The following is a 17,153-nucleotide window of genomic DNA, read 5'->3' on the forward strand; positions in this document are numbered from 1 at the left end:
GGTGCCCGGTACGCCATCGGCGTACCGGGCACTTCCTGTCTCCCGGGCGGCCGGGCTCAGCCCTCGGCGGGCCCGGAATCCCGCTCCAGGAAGGGCGCGAGCAGCCCGGGGACGGCCTCGTCGGCGAAGCGCAGCCCCTCCTCCTCGCCGGCGTCGCGGACCGAGTACGCCCCCGCCCCGGCGGCCGTGGTGGCGGTGAGCGTCAGCACCCCGGCCCGGCGCTGGAAGACGGAGCGGGTCACCACCCAGCCGATGACACCGTCGCGCCGGAGCGCCACCGTGGAGCGCCGGAGGGTGCCGGACCGGGCGATCAGATAGCCGCCGCTGACGGCATGTCCCAGGCTGCGATATGCGTCCAGGGCGAGCAGGACCGCGGCCGGGACGGCGAACGCGGTGAACCCCGCCGCGATGTACAGCAGCACCGGGGTGAGCCACAGGCCCAGCGCGGCGAGGATCACCGGCGGGGTCAGCGCGGCCCACAGCGCCCAGCGCAGCCGCCGGGTGCGGGCCGCCCGGGGGTGCGCGGTCAGCGGTGTGCCGGTGGGAGCGGCCGGCTCGCGCAGGATCACCGCGGCGACCTCGTCGGCGTACGCCCGGGGGGCGGGCGGCAGCAGCACATTGAGGTCGATGTTCTTGTCCTGATCGCTCCTGGATATGCCGGTGGCGACGGCGTCGACCCGGGCGGCGCCCGCCAGCCGTATCCCGAGCGGTTCGACCAGCTCGATGCCGCGCAGCCGGCGCTCCTCCACGGAGACGGAGCGGACGGTGAGCAGTCCGCGGCGCACCCGCAGGGTGCCGCCGGGCTCGCGCTCCAGCCGGTAGTTCCACCACATCTCGACCCAGAGGCCGAGTGAGCCGACCGCGCCGGCGGCCAGCGCGGCGAGGACGAGGCTGAGGACCATCACGGTGACGGTCGTCTCCAGGAAGAAGTCCCCCACCGCGCTGATGACATCGTGCTGGACCCCGAACCAGTCGCTGACCTGCATCACGGCCCCGGCCGCCGCGCCGCCGAGCAGCCAGGGGACGAAGGAGAGCGGGGCGTACCGGATCCAGCGGGGGTCCAGGGAGGCGAGGTCGCCGTCCCGGCGCGGGTCGGCGCCGGTGTTCCCGGCGGGGCGGTCGAGGAGTTCCCGGCGGAGCCGTTCGCCCTCCGCCCGGGAGACCGGGTCCAGCTCCAGCGTGGACTCACCGCCGGCGCCCCGCTCACCGGTGCCGATGCGGGCCTTCACCAGACCGAGGACGCGCAGCAGCGGATTGGCGGTGAGATCGACGCTGCGGATGCGCTCCCGGGCGAGGGAGCGGCGCTTGACCAGCAGGAGTCCGCTGTGGAGTTCGACCCGCTCGGGGCCGATGCGGTAGTGGGTTCTGCGCCAGGTCACATACTCCGCGGCGGCCCCGCCGAGTATGAGCAGGGCGGCGCCGCCGAGCAGAAGGAGCAGCCCGGTGCCGTGCCGGACGTCGGCGCCGAACCAGATCCCGCTGGAGAGCCCGAGCAGCACCGGGAGACAGACACCGGCGGAGATGGAGCCGAGGACGGCGGCGACCACGAGCGGGGCCCGCCGGTCGAGCCGCTGCCAGGGTGCGCCGCCGGGGTCGTCCCGCTCCGGGGCCGGCGGCTCGGGGCGGCCGGTCGGGGTCATGTGGCGTCACCGGGGGTCGCCCGGGTGAGCAGGGTGAGCCGCTCGGCCAGCTCCGCCGCCACCTCGTGATCGAGCCCCTCGATCTTGATCTCGCCCTTGGACGAGGCGGTGGTGACGGTCAGGGTGGCCAGCCGGAATCCGCGCTCCAGCGGGCCGCGCACCGTGTCCACGGTCTGGATCCGGGACATCGGCGCGATCCGCCACTGCTGGAGGAAGGCGCCGGTGCGGACGTACACCGCCTCGTCCGTGACCTCCCAGCGGTGCACCCGGTACCGCCACGGCGGGACGGCGGCGGCCTCGATCGAGCCCAGTACCGCCAGTGCCGCGGCCGCGGCGTACAGCCAGCCCCTGGCGGGCTCGATGAGCCAGCCCAGTACCGCCGGGACCGCCGCGGTCAGGACGGTGACGATCAGGGATCGCGTCCGCCACCAGCCGACCACCCGCTCATTGAGCGGATGGTTCGGCGGGCGCAGCCGGATCCCGCCCTCCCCCGTGGTCGTCATCGGCTCAGCGGCCCCGCACCGTGCGGTAGGCGGCGGTGAGCGCGGCCGTGGAGCTGTCCAGGCCGTCGCCGCCGGTGCCCTCGGTCAGCACCGGCTCGATCCGCTTGGCCAGCACCTTGCCCAGCTCCACACCCCACTGGTCGAAGGAGTCGATATTCCAGATCGCGCCCTGCACGAACACCTTCTGCTCATAGAGCGCGATGAGCTGGCCCAGCACGGAGGGGCTGAGCCGGTCGGCGAGGACGGTCGTGGTCGGGTGATCACCGGGGAAGGTCTTGTGCGGCACCAGCGGCTCCGGGACCCCCTCCGCGCGCACCTCCTCCGCCGTCCTGCCGAAGGCCAGCGCCTGGGTCTGGGCGAAGAAGTTGGCCATCAGCAGATCGTGCTGGGCCGCCGCCCAGCCGGGCAGCGCGCCGACCGGCTCGGCGAAGCCGATGAAGTCGGCGGGGATGACCTTGGTGCCCTGGTGGATCAACTGGTAGTACGCATGCTGCCCATTGGTGCCGGGGGTGCCCCAGACGACCGGCCCGGTCTGCCACTCCACCCGGTTGCCGTCGCGGTCCACGGACTTTCCGTTGGACTCCATGTCGAGCTGCTGGAGATAGGCGGTGAACTTGCCCAGATAGTGGGAGTACGGCAGCACCGCGTGGGACTGGGCGTCGAAGAAGGCGCCGTACCAGACACCGAGCAGACCGAGCAGCAGCGGTGCGTTGGACTCCGCGGGGGCGGTCCGGAAGTGCTCGTCCACCAGGTGGAATCCGTCGAGCATCTCGCGGAACCGGTCCGGGCCGATGGCGATCATCAGGGAGAGGCCGATGGCGGAGTCGTAGGAGTACCGTCCGCCGACCCAGTCCCAGAACTCGAACATGTTGGCCGGGTCGATGCCGAAGGCGGAGACCTTCTCCTCGTTGGTCGACAGCGCCACGAAGTGCCGGGCCACCGCCTCGTCGCCGGCGCCGAGCTCACCGAGGAGCCACTGCCGGGCGGAGCCGGCGTTGGTGATGGTCTCGATGGTGGTGAAGGTCTTGGAGGCGACGATGAAGAGTGTCTCGGCGGCGTCGAGATCGCGGATGGCCTCGTACAGATCGGCGCCGTCGACATTGGAGACGAAGCGGAAGGTCAGCTCGCGGGCGGTCCAGGGGCGGAGTGCCTCGTACGCCATCGCGGGGCCGAGGTCGGAGCCGCCGATGCCGATGTTGACGATGTTCCGGATGGGCCTGCCGGTGTGGCCCTTCCACTCGCCGGCCCGGATCCGGTCGCTGAAGGCGGCCATCCGGTCGAGCACGGCATGGACGCCGGGCACCACATTCTCGCCGCCGGTCTCGATGACGGCGTCGCGGGGAGCGCGCAGGGCGGTGTGGAGTACGGCGCGGTCCTCGGTGGTGTTGATCCGCTCGCCGCGGAACATGGCGTCCCGCAGCCCGGCCACTCCGGCCGCCGCCGCGAGTTCGCGCAGCAGGGTCAGGGTCTCCTCGGTGACCAGGTGCTTGGAGTAGTCGATACAGAGATCGCCGACGCGCAGGGTGTACGCGGAGCCGCGGTCCGGGTCGGCGGCGAAGAGCTCCCGCAGACCGGTCTGTCCGAACTGTTCCCGGTGCTTGCCGAGGGCGGTCCACTCGGGCATCTGATTGAGCCGGGTACGGCCACTTGAGTTCACTCGGACATCAGCTCGCTTCTTCTCGTCCCTGCCTGTTGTCGCGCGCCTCCCAACCTAATTGATCAGACCGACAGGCGCGGTGAAGGCCGGAGCAGCGTCGGCGGGGGCGCGGGAGTCCGGCGGGCGGCGCGGCCGGTTCTCCTCGGAAAAGCGCGGCTGAATGGCGAGAAATCCACCCCCGCGGGACTCCAGCGGCGCTCCGGACGGGGCCGTGGAGACAGAAAAGTCCGGCCGGGGCCCCCCCTGGGTGTCCCGGCCGGACCACAAGCCCGAGATCTCGCCGCGCAGTTTGGCGAGCGCCTCGGCGAGGATGGCCTCTCCGTCCGCGTCACTGCGCCGCTCCCGCACATAGGCGAGGTGGGTCTTGTACGGCTCGGTGCGCGGCGGGTCCGGTGGATTGTCCTGGTCCTGGCCGGCCGGGAAGCCGCAGCGCGGGCAGTCCCAGGTGTCAGGGACCTGTGCGTCGCTGGCGAAGCTCGGCTGCGTCTCGTGCCCGTTGGAGCACCAGAAGGAGATGCGCAGGCGTGGCGCGGACTCGCCGCGCTCGGCCTCGCCCATCGGCCCCGCTCCGACCCGGCTTCCCCGGATCGCGTTGCCACTTGCCACGGTCGTAACTCCCTGCGTGATGGTGCTGGTACAGCGTCTCACGGCGGCTGCGCCGCGGTGCCCCAGTCTACGTAAGGCCCAACGCGCGTCCAGGGATTGGAGTTACATACCAGCCCGGGACGGAGAAGCCGGTGTCAGCGGTCCAGCTTCATCAGCAGACCGAGCACCACAATGCATGCGAACCAGATCAGACCGACCACCACGGTGATCCGGTCCAGGTTGCGCTCGGCGACGGAGGAGCCGCCGACGGAGGACTGCATGCCGCCGCCGAACATGTCGGAGAGGCCGCCGCCCTTTCCCTTGTGCATCAGCACCAGCAGCATCAGCAGCAGGCTGAAGACGATCAGGGCGATCGAGAACCCCATAACCACGGCTGAACCCTACTTCCTGGCAATTCCGAGAAACATCTGTGGACGAACGGGGGCCCGGGCTTCATGAACGGGCTCCATGAAATGCCTCAGGCCCCCGCAAGGGTACGACGGATCCGCGCTACGGCATACTCGCCGGTCGCGGGAGGGGGCCCGCTCTTCGCGGAGCCCGGCTCACTGGTCGCGGAAGCGGACGATCTTCACGAATTCGTCGGTGTCCAGTGCGGCACCGCCCACCAGGGCTCCGTCCACATCGGGCTGGGCCATGATCGCGGCGACGTTTCCGGACTTCACCGAGCCGCCGTACTGAATGCGGACCTTGTCGGCCAGCTCCTGCGAGTACAGCTCGGCGAGGCGGGCGCGGATCGCCCCGCAGACCTCCTGGGCGTCCTCGGGGGTGGCGACCTCGCCGGTGCCGATGGCCCAGACGGGCTCGTACGCGATCACGATCGTCTCGGCCTGCTCGGCCGGAACGTCCTTCAGTCCGCCGTCGAGCTGCGCCAGGGTGTACGGAACCTGCTTCCCCGCCTTGCGGATGTCCAGGCCCTCGCCCACACAGAGGATCGGGGTGATGCCGTGCCGGAAGGCGGCCTTCACCTTCGCGTTGCAGATCTCGTCCGTCTCCGCGTGGTACTGGCGTCGCTCGGAGTGACCGACCGCGACATAGCCGCACCGCAGCTTGGCCAGCATCGCGCCGGAGATCTCGCCGGTGTAGGCGCCGGACTCGTGGGCGGAGATGTCCTGGGCGCCGTACTTGATCTTCAGCTTGTCGCCGTCGATCAGGGTCTGCACGGAGCGCAGGTCGGTGAAGGGCGCCAGGACGGCGACCTCGACCGCGTCGTAGTCCTTGTCCGCCAGGGCGAAGGCCAGCTTCTGGACGTGGGCGATGGCCTCAAGGTGGTTGAGGTTCATCTTCCAGTTGCCCGCCATGAGCGGGGTGCGGGTAGTCATGAAAGTGTCAGTCCTCCAGTGCGGCGAGGCCGGGGAGCGTCTTGCCCTCGAGGTATTCGAGGCTCGCGCCGCCGCCGGTCGAAATATGGCCGAATGCATTCTCGTCGAAGCCCAGGATCCGCACCGCCGCGGCGGAGTCTCCGCCGCCGACCACGGTGAAGCCCGGGGAGTCGATCAGTGCCTGGGCGACCGCTCGGGTGCCGCCGGCGTAATCGGGGTGCTCGAAGACGCCCATCGGGCCGTTCCAGAAAACGGTGGCCGCGTCGGCGAGCTTCGAGGCGAAGAGCTTTCCGCTCTCGGGGCCGATGTCGAGCCCCATCAGGCCCGCCGGGATGGCGTCGGCGGCGACGACCTCCGAGCCGGAGGGGGCCTTGGTCCTGAGGTCGGGGAAGGCGGCGGCGACCCGTACGTCGACGGGGAGCACGAACTCCACACCCTTGGCCTCGGCCCGGGCCAGATACTCCTGGACGGCCGGGATCTGGTCCTCCTGGAGCAGCGATCCGCCCACGTCGTGGCCTTGGGCCTTGAGGAAGGTGAAGGCCATGCCGCCGCCGATGAGGATGCGGTCGGCGCGCTCCAGCAGGTGGTCGATGACCGCGAGCTTGTCGGAGACCTTGGCGCCGCCGAGGACGACGGCGTAGGGCCGCCGCACGTCGTCGGTGAGCTTGCGCAACACCCCGACCTCGGTGGCGATGAGCCGGCCCGCGGCGTGCGGGAGGCGGGCCGGGAGGTCGTAGACGGAGGCGTGCTTGCGGTGCACGGCCCCGAAGCCGTCGCCGACATAGAGATCGGCGAGGCCGGCGAGGCGGTCGGCGAAGGCGCCGCGCTCGGCGTCGTCCTTGCTGGTCTCGCCCGGGTTGAAGCGCAGATTCTCGATCACCGCGACCTCGCCGTCGGCGAGCGCCGCGACGGTGGCCGCGGCGGACTCGCCGACGGTGTCGGTGGCGAAGGCCACCTCGCGGCCGAGCAGCTCACCGAGCCGGGCGGCGGCCGGGGCCAGCGAGAACGCCGGGTCCGGGGCGCCCTTGGGACGGCCGAGATGGGAGGCGACGATGACGCGCGCGCCCGCCTCGGCGAGCTCCGCGATCGTGGGGAGAACGGCCCGGATGCGGCCGTCGTCGGTGATGGTGGTGCCGTCGAGCGGCACATTGAGGTCGGCGCGGACGAACACCCGCTTGCCCGCGACGCCGGCGGCGATGAGCTGTTCGATCGTCTTCATGGACGGAACTCCTCGGAGGCTGGGACGTGCGACAGGGCCCGGACCGCGCCGCGTCGCGCCGCCCGAGCCCTGCCGCTCACATCACTGAGCTGTCTGAAACCGTGTTCCCAGCGGTCAGAGCTGGTTGCCGACGAAGAGCGTGAGGTCGACGAGACGGTTGGAGTAGCCCCACTCGTTGTCGTACCAGCCGAGGATCTTCACCGAGTTGCCGCCCTGAACCATGGTCAGGGAGGAGTCGAAGGTGCAGGACGCCGGGTCGCTGACGATGTCCGAGGAGACGATCTGGTCCTCGGTGTACGTCAGGATGCCGGCGAGCTCGCCCTCGGACGCCTTCTTGAACGCGGCGTTGACCTCGTCCTTGGTGACCTCGCGGTCGAGCTCGACCACCAGGTCGGTGGCGGAGCCGGTCGGGACCGGGACGCGCATGGCGATGCCGTCCAGCTTGCCCTTGAGCTGCGGAAGGACCAGGGCGGTGGCCTTGGCGGCACCCGTCGTGGTCGGGATGATGTTCTCCGCGGCGGCGCGGGCGCGGCGCAGGTCCTTGTGCGGGAAGTCCAGGATGCGCTGGTCGTTGGTGTACGCGTGGACCGTGGTCATCAGACCGCGGACGATGCCGAAGTTCTCGTCGAGCACCTTGGCCATCGGCGCCACACAGTTGGTGGTGCAGGAGGCGTTGGAGATGACGTGGTGGTTCGCCGGGTCGTACTTGTCCTGGTTGACGCCCATCACCACGGTGATGTCCTCGTCGCTGGCCGGAGCCGAGATGAGGACCTTCTTGGCGCCGCCGGCGAGGTGCTTCGCGGCGTCGGCCTTCTTGGTGAAGATGCCGGTCGACTCGATGACGATGTCGACGCCCAGCTCGCCCCAGGGAATGTCCGCGGGGTTGCGCTCGGAGAGCACCTTGATGGTGTGGCCGTCGACCGTGATCGTGTCGGCGGTGTGGGACACCTCGGCCTTGAGGCGGCCCAGGATGGTGTCGTACTTCAGCAGGTGGGCCGTGGTCGCAGTGTCACCCAGGTCGTTGACAGCCACGATCTCGATGTCTGCACCCTGCTCCAGCAGCGCGCGGAAGTAGTTACGACCGATGCGGCCAAAGCCGTTGATGCCTACGCGGATCGTCACGAACCGATCTCCTCGTTAGGTGCGCCGGGTTTCGACGCCCGGCGAGTTGTATGGGATGTCCCCGACCGTCTACGACCCTACCTCCATGGAAGCGCCTGAGTGACATCGGAGGGCCCGTACGTGGCCACGGCGGCCGATACCCCCCGCCGGGAGGTGTCGGCCGCCGTGACCGGCCGGCCGGGGAGGAGTCCCGGCCGACCGGCGTTGATTACATCTTCCCAGCTCAGCGGGGGTGCGCCCCGATCCGTATCCCCTCATTCGAGCGGGGTCGGGCACGGGTGTGCACCCAGGGCCCGAAGTGGTCACCGGATGGCCTCCGGCGGTCACCTCGGGTGGTCCCGGGGGCCGGACCGCCCCCTCGGGCGGCCCGGCCGATTTGACAACCCCGCGATCAGCTCTTCAGCGCGCGCAGCGCCGTGCCGATGAGCTGACGGCGCTCGATGGCACCGGTCACGTGCTCCAGGCCGAAGCCGAGGAGGAAGGTGTCCCGGGTGGCGACGGCACCCGCCGACGGGTACAGGTCCTGGCCGCGGATCCAGTCCCCGCGCGGGGCCGGACTGCCGGCCGGCGGACCGGGCAGGCTCCAGTCGCCGAAGGAGGTCTCGAAGCCCTCCGCGCCGCTCGTCCCGCCCGCCGTCACCAGCTTGGCGTCGTCGACGAAGAGACCGCGCCCGCCGTCGCTGGGGTCGGTGATGTAGGAGACGGAGACCTCGATCTTCTTGCCCGCGTAGGCGCTGAGGTCGAAGCCGACCGACTTCCAGCCGTCGGAGGCACCGGTGAAGGAGTTCCAGCTTCCGGTGGTGCCGGTCGGTGTGCAGCCTCCCGCGCCGAGGGTGAGATAGCGCTTCAGGAAGGGGTGCTGGTTGATGTAGAAGGCCGCGCCGCACTCGGCGGGCACGGTGGTGCGGGTGTTGCCGTTGATGTCCGGGAGGGTGGTCCAGTCGTCCTGGCCCACGGTGTGGACCTCGACCACGGCGTTGTCGTACCCGGGCTCGGTGTTGTAGCTGAGCTGCATGGTCAGCTTGGGCGCGTCGGCCGCGGCCGTGCCCGTCAGGTCGACGGTGCGGGCGAGGCGGTTCCAGGAACTGTTGCGGTGGGTGGCCGCGGCGTACCACTCGCCCTCGTACGGCGAGAACGGCATCCGCACACCCGGGTAGTCGCCCGCCGCCTCGCTGCGGAACTGCGGGAACTCCGCGGGCGGCAGCGTGTCGGAGGTGACGGTGTAGGCACCCGCCTGGTTCAGCGGGTTGTCGGGGACGCCGCCGAGCGAGCCGGCGGCGCCGGCGAGCTTCCCGGTGCCCCGGAAGGCCGAGGTGCCCGCGAGGGACGCCCGGCCGGAGGAACCGAGCCAGTACTGCGCGAAGTCGTCGCTGACGGCCCGGCCGAGGTTGGCGAAGCTGCCGGCCCGCTCACCGGCGGTGACCAGCTTGCCGCCCTCGTTGAGGTAGGCGCGCACGGCGTGGCTGGTGGACCAGGAAGGCACCGCACCGCCGGTGTACCAGACGGCGGCGTCGAAGTGGCTCAGCACACCGAGCGGGTGCGGACGGCCCTGGACGGCGACGTCCCAGACCGCGCTGCGCTCCTTGTTGTCGGCGAGCGCCTGGGTGTACGCGGCGGTGTGCTTCGCCGGGGTGGTCCCGCCCTCCTCGGCGATCACCAGCGTGTCACCGCGTGTGCGGTCCGCGACGGTGTACGTGAACGGCTTGCTGGGCGTGACCGGCCAGCCGTCCGTCACACTCGCGGTGAACCAGACCTCCACCGTGGAACCGACGGGGGCCTTCTTCACCTCGGCGCGGTACTCGTCGAAGCGGTGGTTGTCCGCGCCGCCGAAGGTCTCGCCGCCCTTCCAGGGCTTGAGGCGTTCGGTGCGGACCGGGCCGCCGTCGACCCGGTACTTCAGCTCCTTGTTCCGCAGCGTCTTGCGGGCGACGACGGAGACCTCCTGGTCACCGCCGCGCGCGTAGGACACCGTGAAGGGGTCGGGGGTGAAGTCGGGGGCCGGCGTGCCGACCGCGGAGACCGGCCGGTCGGGGGTGGCGGAGGACTCCGCGACCGCGAGGGCGAACGGGATGTTCTTGGCGAACTCCTGCTGGATCAGCTTCTCGTCGTCCGGGAAGGTGAAGACCGAGGCGCAGTCCGCCGGGTTCCAGGCGTCGTTCGGGTCGATCCGGGAGACGGTGGTGCAGGTCGACATCTCCGGGGTGAACATCGTCGCGCCGTTGACGTTGGCCGCGTGGCCGTTCGCCTCGCCGTTGGTGATGTACAGCTCGGAGGAGACCTGGGGCCGGTAGCCCGGGACCCCGGGCTTGGCCGGCGTACCGGCGATGGCCTGGTACGCGACGTCGTCGGGAGAGGCGGTGGCGACCTGCCAGCCGACTCCGTAGAGGATCAGTTCGGCGGCGGAGTGGTAGTTGATGCCGTACTCGAAGCCGATCCGCTTCTGGAAGGCGTCGACCGCCTTGGTCTCGGGCTCGGAGCCGGGTGAGGCGCCGCGGTAGGTCTCGTCGAAGACGTCGGGGGACGAACCCTCGTTGTCGTAACCCCACTTGTAGGCGAAGTTGCGGTTGAGGTCGACGCCGTCACCGGCGGCGATCCGGCCGTCGCCGTTGTTGTCGCGCAGGTTCTTGCGCCACTGGCGCTCGGTGGTCCCCTTGAAGGTGTAGTCGTAGCCGTCGGGGTTGGCCGAGATCACGAACCACAGCTCGGTGGTGTCGATGATCTTGGTGATCCGGGGGTCCTTGCCGTAATTGGTCAGGTAGTGGTGCATCAGCCGGCGGGTCATCTCCGGGGTGATCCACTCCCGGGCATGCTGGTTCGACAGATACAGGGTGGCGGGCTTGCTGCCGTCCCGGACGGTCGCGGCGCCCTTGCTGACCTTGAGGGCGAGGATGTCCTGGCCGTTCACGGACTTGCCGATGCTGACGGCCTTGCTGATGGCCGGATTCGCCTGTGCCGTCTCCAGGATCTCCTGCTGGAGGCCGCCCTCGCCGCTGTAGGGACGGTAGACCCCGTCCCCGGCGGCGGCCACGCGCTTGCTCGCGGCGGCGGAGAGTTGGTGCTCGGTGATGCCGACGCCCTGCTCGCGCAGGTCGGCGGCCTGTCGGTCGGTCAGATACAGCTCAATGGTTCCGGTGCCCTTCTCGGGAACCTGGGAACTCAGCTCGTGCCCGTCGACGCCGGTCTCAAGGATCAGCGGGACCTGTGCCTTGGTGACCTTCGCATGCCAGACGGACAGCCCATTGCCGTCTCCGGTGTCTCCCCCTCCGGATTCCGCTTGTGCGAATGGAGCGGCCGTCAGTGTGACGGTCAGCATGGAAGCCGCGGCGAGCAATGCTCTCGCTCTGCGTCTCATCAAACCCCCCTTGCCATTTCTGCCGTGCAGATTTCTGCCAGGAAAGCGAACAGACGCAAGACTCTTGAGGGGGGCTTGCCCATGTCAACCCGCGTGCGCGGGTAATCCTTATGGGGACATCGGGTTTCGAAGTGAACGGCGGGGGCAGGGCGATCCGCCCGGCACGGGTCCGTCACGTGTTCGGTACGGGTCCCGTCCGCGTTCGGCACGGGTGCGCCACGCGTTCGACACGAGGCTCCCGGTGTTCGATCGCGGGTCCGGTTCGCGCTCGGCGCGGGGGCTTCCCGGGGAGCGTGCGGGGCCCGGCCGGGGCTCGCGGAGAGGGCTCGCGAAGGGGGTGCCCAGGGCTCGCGGGGCGGCCCGCCTCACGGCGCGGGAGCGGTTCCGGGGCCGGTGCCGTGGCCGGCGAACGGGCGCCGGGCCGGGGCGGTGCGACCGGAAAGGGCCGCGCGGGGCGGGCGCGCCGGGGGGCGTCCCGGGGCACACCCTGTCCGAAAGCACTGGAACTGGCGCGTTTTCGATCCCTCCGCAGGTGCGGCTCCGGTCCGGCCGCCCCGGAGTGCGTCCCGCACCGGCGCGGGACAGGCTCCGGGGAGCCGGGCGCGGGAGGGCGGCCCGCCCGGCCGCAAACCACCGGAACGCAAATCAGCGGGCCCCCGGAACTCCGCCGGGAGGCCCTGCGGAGCGGCCGTCCGGGCGGGGAGAGCCCGCCCCGGGAGGCCCGTTCTCAGCCGGCGAAGCCGTCGGCCATTTCCTCGGTGAGGTTGGACTCGGTGCCGGGGATGCCCAGATCCTGCGCGCGCTTGTCCGCCATCGCCAGGAGGCGGCGGATACGGCCCGCCACCGCGTCCTTGGTGAGCGGCGGGTCGGCGAGCGCGCCCAGCTCCTCCAGGGAAGCCTGCTTGTGCTCCATCCGCAGCCGCCCCGCGGCCGCGAGGTGCTCCGGCACCTCCTCGGCGAGAATTTCCAGGGCGCGCTGCACCCGGGCGCCCGCGGCGACCGCCGCGCGGGCCGAGCGGCGGAGGTTGGCGTCGTCGAAATTGGCCAGGCGGTTGGCGGTGGCGCGGACCTCGCGGCGCATCCGCCGCTCCTCCCAGGCCAGTACCGACTCATGGGCGCCCAGTCTCGTCAGCAGCGCCCCGATCGCGTCGCCGTCGCGGACGACGACCCGGTCCACGCCCCGGACCTCCCGCGCCTTGGCGGCGATGGAGAGCCGCCGCGCCGCGCCGACCAGGGCGAGGGCGGCCTCCGGGCCCGGGCAGGTGACCTCCAGCGAGGAGGAGCGGCCGGGCTCGGTCAGTGAGCCGTGCGCCAGGAAGGCGCCCCGCCAGGCGGCCTCGGCGTCGCAGGTGGCGCCGGAGACGACCTGCGGCGGGAGCCCGCGGATCGGGCGGCCCCGGCCGTCGACCAGGCCGGTCTGCCGGGCGAGCTGGTCACCGCCCGCCACCACCCGGACGACATAGCGTGAGCCCCGGCGGAGCCCGCCGGGGGCCATCACCATCAGCTCGGAGCTGTGGCCGAAGATCTCCAGGATGTCCCGCTTCAGCCGCCGCGCGGCGATGCCGGTGTCCAGCTCCGCCTCGATCACGATCCGGCCGCTCACCAGATGCAGCCCGCCCGCGAAGCGCAGGATCGCCGAGACCTCCGCCTTTCTGCAGCAGGTCCGGGTGACGGGGAGCCGGGAGATCTCGTCTTTCACCGCTGCCGTCATCGCCATGGGCCGATCCTTCCATGCATCCGAAAAATACGGTCGTACGCGGCGGCCAACAGCTCCGGGTCGTGCTTCGGGCCTCCGCCGAGCGAGGCCACGGGGGCCAGCTCGACCGCGGCACCGAGGCGTTTCGCGGCTTCGGCGAGCAAGGTGCGATCGGGCACGGCCGCCTCGTCGGCGAGCACCACGTCCAGGGCGAGTTTAGGCGCGTGTCGTCCCAAAACCTCCAAATGACGCTGCGGGGAGAAACCTTCTGTCTCACCCGGCTGAGGGGCCAGATTGAGCGAGAGGACCCGCCGGGCCTTGGTCTCCACCAGCGCGTCGAGCAGCTCGGGCACCAGCAGGTGCGGGATGACCGAGGAGAACCAGGATCCCGGGCCCAGAACCACCCAGTCGGCGTCAAGAACGGCGGCGACGGCCTCCGGAACGGCGGGCGGATCGTTGGGTACGAGGTGGACGGACTGGACATCGCCGGGGGTCAGCGCGACGGTCGCCTGACCCCGTACGGTTCCGATCTCGTCCGGGCGTGTCGGATCGTGGCCGCGGACCAGCGCCTGGAGCTCCAGGGGCACCGCGGACATGGGGAGCACCCGGCCGTGCGCGCCCAGCAGCCGCCCGACCAGGTCGAGGGCCTGGACCGGGTCGCCGAGCTGTTCCCAGAGGGCCACGATCAGCAGATTGCCGACCGCGTGTTCGTGGAGATCGCCCTCGGACTGGAAGCGGTGCTGGATCACCCTGGCCCAGGTCTGGCCCCAGTCGTCGTCACCGCAGAGGGCCGCGAGGGCCTTGCGGAGGTCGCCGGGGGGCAGCACGCCCAGCTCCTCCCGGAGCCGGCCGCTGGAGCCGCCGTCGTCGGCGACGGTGACGACGGCGGTGAGATCGCCGGTGATCCGGCGGAGCGCCGCCAGCGAGGCGGAGAGCCCGTGGCCGCCGCCGAGGGCGACGACCTTGGGCTGGGCGCCGCGCCGGCGGCTGAGCGGTGCATGGCCGGATCTGCGCAGTCTGCGCAGCCGGATCGAACGAGAGGTCACTCGCGCCCCATGTCCCGGTGGACGACGACGGTCTCGACACCGGCGGCGGAGAGCCTGGCGGCCAGCTTCTCGGAGGTGGCGACGGAGCGGTGCTTGCCGCCGGTGCAGCCGACCGCGATGGTGACGTACCGCTTGCCCTCACGGCGGTATCCGGCGGCGATCATCTGGAGCAGCTCGGTGTAGCGGTCGAGGAACTCCTTGGCGCCGGGCTGGTTGAAGACGTAGTTCGACACCTCCTCGTTGAGACCGCTGAAGGGGCGCAGCTCGGGGACCCAGTGCGGGTTGGGGAGGAAGCGCATGTCGACCACGAGATCGGCGTCGACCGGGAGTCCGTACTTGAAGCCGAAGGACATCACGGTCGCCCGGAGCTCGGGCTCCTCGTCGCCGGCGAACTGCGCGTCCATCTTGGCCCGCAGCTCGTGGACATTGAGGCTGGAGGTGTCGATGACCAGGTCGGCGTCCCCGCGCAGCTCGCGCAGGAGATCGCGCTCGGCGGCGATGCCGTCCACGATGCGGCCGTCGCCCTGGAGGGGGTGCGGCCTGCGGACGGACTCGAACCGCCGGACCAGGGCGTCGTCCGAGGACTCCAGGAAGACGATCCGGCGGGTGACCTGCTTGGAGTCCAGGTCGGCGAGGGACTCGCGCAGATTGTCGAAGAACCGGCGGCCCCGGACGTCCACGACCACGGCGATGCGGGCCACATTGCCCTGCGAGCGGGCGCCCAGCTCCACCATGGTGGGGATCAGTGCGGGTGGCAGATTGTCCACGACGAACCAGCCGAGGTCCTCGAGACATTTGGCGGCCGTGCTGCGCCCGGCGCCGGACATTCCGGAGATGATGACCAGCTCGGGGATGGCCGGCTCCGCGGCCCCGCCGGGCTCGGTCGTGGTGCCCGTACTCACGTCTGCTGCTCCGTCTCCATCGTGCTCATTCATGCTGTGCTGCCCCCGTCGTTCTCTTCAATGATCTCTCCTGTTGCCGTATTCACGGCAGGGGCGGCCGGAGCCGCCTGGGCGAGGGCCGTGACCAGGGCTTCCGCGGTCTTTCGGCCCATGCCCGGCACCTCGCAGATTTGTTCGATTGTGGCCTGCCGCAGTCGTTTGACCGAGCCGAAATGCTTGATCAGCGCCTGCTTGCGGGTCTCGCCGAGACCGGGCACCGCGTCGAGCGGGCCGATGCGGATGCGTTTGGTCCGCTTGGACCGCTGATAGCGGATGGCGAAGTCGTGCGCGGTGTCCCGGACCCTCTGGAGGAGATACAGGCCCTCGCTGGAGCGGGGCAGGATCACCGGGTCGTCCTCGTCGGGCAGCCAGACCTCCTCCAGCCGCTTGGCCAGCCCGCAGACCGCGACATCGTCGATGCCGAGCTCGTCCAGGGCCCGCCGGGCGGCGGCCACCTGCGGCCGGCCGCCGTCGACCACCACGAGCTGGGGCGGGTAGGCGAAGCGCCGGGGACGGCCGTCGTCCGCCTCGGGCGGCGTCGTCTCCGCCGTGTGCCCCGGCGCGGCGGACGCACCGGGGGCGTCCGGCGCGGGCGGGTCGGCGCCGATCCACTCGCCGGTCCGGTCCTTCTCCGCGAGATAGCGGCGGAAGCGGCGGCCGATCACCTCGTGCATGGAGCGGACGTCGTCCTGCCCCTCGAAGCCCTTGATCTGGAAGCGCCGGTACTCGCTCTTGCGCGGCAGTCCGTCCTCGAAGACCACCATCGACGCCACGACGTCCTCACCCTGGAGGTGGGAGATGTCGAAGCACTCGATCCGCAGCGGTGCCGAATCCAGCCCCAGGGCCTCGGCGATCTCCTCCAGCGCCCGGGAGCGGGTGGTGAGATCGCTCGCCCGCTTGGTCTTGTGCAGGCCGAGCGCCTGCACCGCGTTGCGCTGGACCGTCTCCATCAGGTCCTTCTTGTCGCCGCGCCGGGGCACCCGCAGCGAGACCTGTGAGCCGCGGCGCTCGCCGAGCCACTGCCCGACGGTCTCCGGCTCCTCGGGCAGGGCCGGGACCAGCACCTCCTTGGGGACCGATTCGCCGCGCTCCTCCCCGTAGAGCTGCTGGAGCGCATGCTCGACCAGGCCGGCCGTGTCGACGGCCTCGACCTTGTCGGTGACCCAGCCGCGCTGTCCGCGCACCCGCCCGCCCCGGACGTGGAAGATCTGCACGGCGGCTTCCAGCTCGTCCTCGGCGACGGCGATCAGATCGGCGTCGGTGGCGTCGGTCAGCACGACCGCGTTCTTCTCCAGGGCGCGGCGCAGGGCCCCTATGTCGTCGCGGAGCCTGGCCGCCCGCTCGTACTCCATCTCCTCGGCCGCCTCGGTCATCCGCTGCTCCAGCCGGCGGATGTAGGTGCCGGTGCGGCCGGCCATGAAGTCGCAGAACTCCTCGGCCAGTTCGCGGTGCTCCTCGGGGGTGACCCGGCCGACGCAGGGCGCGGAGCACTTGCCGATGTAGCCGAGGAGGCAGGGGCGGCCCTTCTGCTGATGGTTCCGCAGGACCCCGGCGGAGCAGGTGCGGACGGGGAAGACACGGAGCATCAGATCGACGGTCTCGCGGATGGCCCACGCGTGGCCGTACGGGCCGAAGTAGCGCACGCCCTTCCGCTTGGCTCCGCGCATCACCTGGACGCGCGGGAATTCCTCGTTCATGGTGACCGCGAGATAGGGATAGCTCTTGTCGTCGCGGTATTTGACGTTGAACCGGGGGTCGTACTCCTTGATCCAGGAGTACTCCAGCTGAAGCGCCTCCACCTCGGTGGAGACGACCGTCCACTCCACCGAGGCCGCGGTGGTGACCATGGTGGCGGTGCGCGGGTGGAGATTGGCGACGTCCTGGAAGTAGCTCGCGAGCCGCTGGCGCAGGCTCTTGGCCTTCCCGACGTAGATCACCCGGCGGTGGTCGTCACGGAATTTGTAGACCCCCGGGGAGTCGGGGATCTCTCCCGGCCTGGGACGGTAGCTGGAGGGGTCTGCCATGCCGTCCACCCTACTGGCGGGGACTGAC

The 17,153-nt window shown here is 70.9% G+C and carries 12 protein-coding genes and 1 pseudogene; all 13 read right to left on the bottom strand.

Annotation, left to right across the window (positions count from 1 at the left end; all coding sequences use genetic code 11):
- Nucleotides 1-56: 56 nt before the first annotated feature.
- Nucleotides 57-1,640, bottom strand: a complete 1,584-nt coding sequence (locus AAFN69_RS25005; protein WP_347730982.1) for a PH domain-containing protein — start codon at nt 1,638-1,640, stop codon at nt 57-59.
- A complete protein-coding gene (locus AAFN69_RS25010) occupies nt 1,637-2,143 on the bottom strand; it encodes a PH domain-containing protein (RefSeq protein WP_347730983.1) in 507 nt (168 codons plus the stop codon). The genes AAFN69_RS25005 and AAFN69_RS25010 overlap by 4 nt, the downstream gene beginning before the upstream one ends.
- 4 nt (nt 2,144-2,147) lie before the next feature.
- Complete coding sequence (pgi, locus tag AAFN69_RS25015; protein WP_347730984.1) at nt 2,148-3,800, bottom strand: glucose-6-phosphate isomerase; 1,653 nt, start codon at nt 3,798-3,800, stop codon at nt 2,148-2,150.
- Nucleotides 3,801-4,073: 273 nt separating this feature from the next.
- A pseudogene (locus tag AAFN69_RS25020) lies at nt 4,074-4,358 on the bottom strand (RNA polymerase-binding protein RbpA); the annotation flags it as partial.
- Nucleotides 4,359-4,540: 182 nt separating this feature from the next.
- Nucleotides 4,541-4,771, bottom strand: coding sequence for a preprotein translocase subunit SecG (gene secG / locus AAFN69_RS25025; protein WP_347731078.1), 231 nt, complete (start codon nt 4,769-4,771; stop codon nt 4,541-4,543).
- Nucleotides 4,772-4,948: 177 nt separating this feature from the next.
- Nucleotides 4,949-5,725 carry a triose-phosphate isomerase gene (tpiA, locus tag AAFN69_RS25030; protein WP_347730985.1) on the bottom strand — a complete coding sequence of 259 codons (777 nt, stop codon included), beginning with the start codon at nt 5,723-5,725 and terminating at the stop codon, nt 4,949-4,951.
- Nucleotides 5,726-5,732: 7 nt separating this feature from the next.
- Nucleotides 5,733-6,944 carry a phosphoglycerate kinase gene (locus AAFN69_RS25035; protein ID WP_347730986.1) on the bottom strand — a complete coding sequence of 404 codons (1,212 nt, stop codon included), beginning with the start codon at nt 6,942-6,944 and terminating at the stop codon, nt 5,733-5,735.
- A 114-nt stretch (nt 6,945-7,058) separates the two neighbouring features.
- Nucleotides 7,059-8,066 carry a type I glyceraldehyde-3-phosphate dehydrogenase gene (gene gap / locus AAFN69_RS25040; RefSeq protein ID WP_347730987.1) on the bottom strand — a complete coding sequence of 336 codons (1,008 nt, stop codon included), beginning with the start codon at nt 8,064-8,066 and terminating at the stop codon, nt 7,059-7,061.
- A gap of 391 nt (nt 8,067-8,457) precedes the next feature.
- A complete protein-coding gene (locus AAFN69_RS25045) occupies nt 8,458-11,418 on the bottom strand; it encodes a M14 family zinc carboxypeptidase (protein WP_347730988.1) in 2,961 nt (986 codons plus the stop codon).
- 727 nt (nt 11,419-12,145) lie between these two features.
- On the bottom strand, nt 12,146-13,135 hold the full coding sequence (gene whiA, locus AAFN69_RS25050; RefSeq protein WP_347730989.1) for a DNA-binding protein WhiA: 990 nt from the start codon (nt 13,133-13,135) through the stop codon (nt 12,146-12,148).
- On the bottom strand, nt 13,126-14,160 hold the full coding sequence (yvcK, locus tag AAFN69_RS25055; RefSeq protein ID WP_347730990.1) for a uridine diphosphate-N-acetylglucosamine-binding protein YvcK: 1,035 nt from the start codon (nt 14,158-14,160) through the stop codon (nt 13,126-13,128). The genes whiA and yvcK overlap by 10 nt, the downstream gene beginning before the upstream one ends.
- Nucleotides 14,157-15,095, bottom strand: coding sequence for an RNase adapter RapZ (gene rapZ, locus AAFN69_RS25060; protein ID WP_347730991.1), 939 nt, complete (start codon nt 15,093-15,095; stop codon nt 14,157-14,159). The genes yvcK and rapZ overlap by 4 nt, the downstream gene beginning before the upstream one ends.
- Entirely contained in the window at nt 15,092-17,125 is a 2,034-nt protein-coding gene (gene uvrC / locus AAFN69_RS25065; RefSeq protein WP_347730992.1) for an excinuclease ABC subunit UvrC, read from the bottom strand. The genes rapZ and uvrC overlap by 4 nt, the downstream gene beginning before the upstream one ends.
- Nucleotides 17,126-17,153: the final 28 nt, after the last annotated feature.

The organism is Streptomyces sp. CAU 1734 (assembly GCF_039888735.1).
GTDB lineage: Bacteria > Actinomycetota > Actinomycetes > Streptomycetales > Streptomycetaceae > Streptomyces.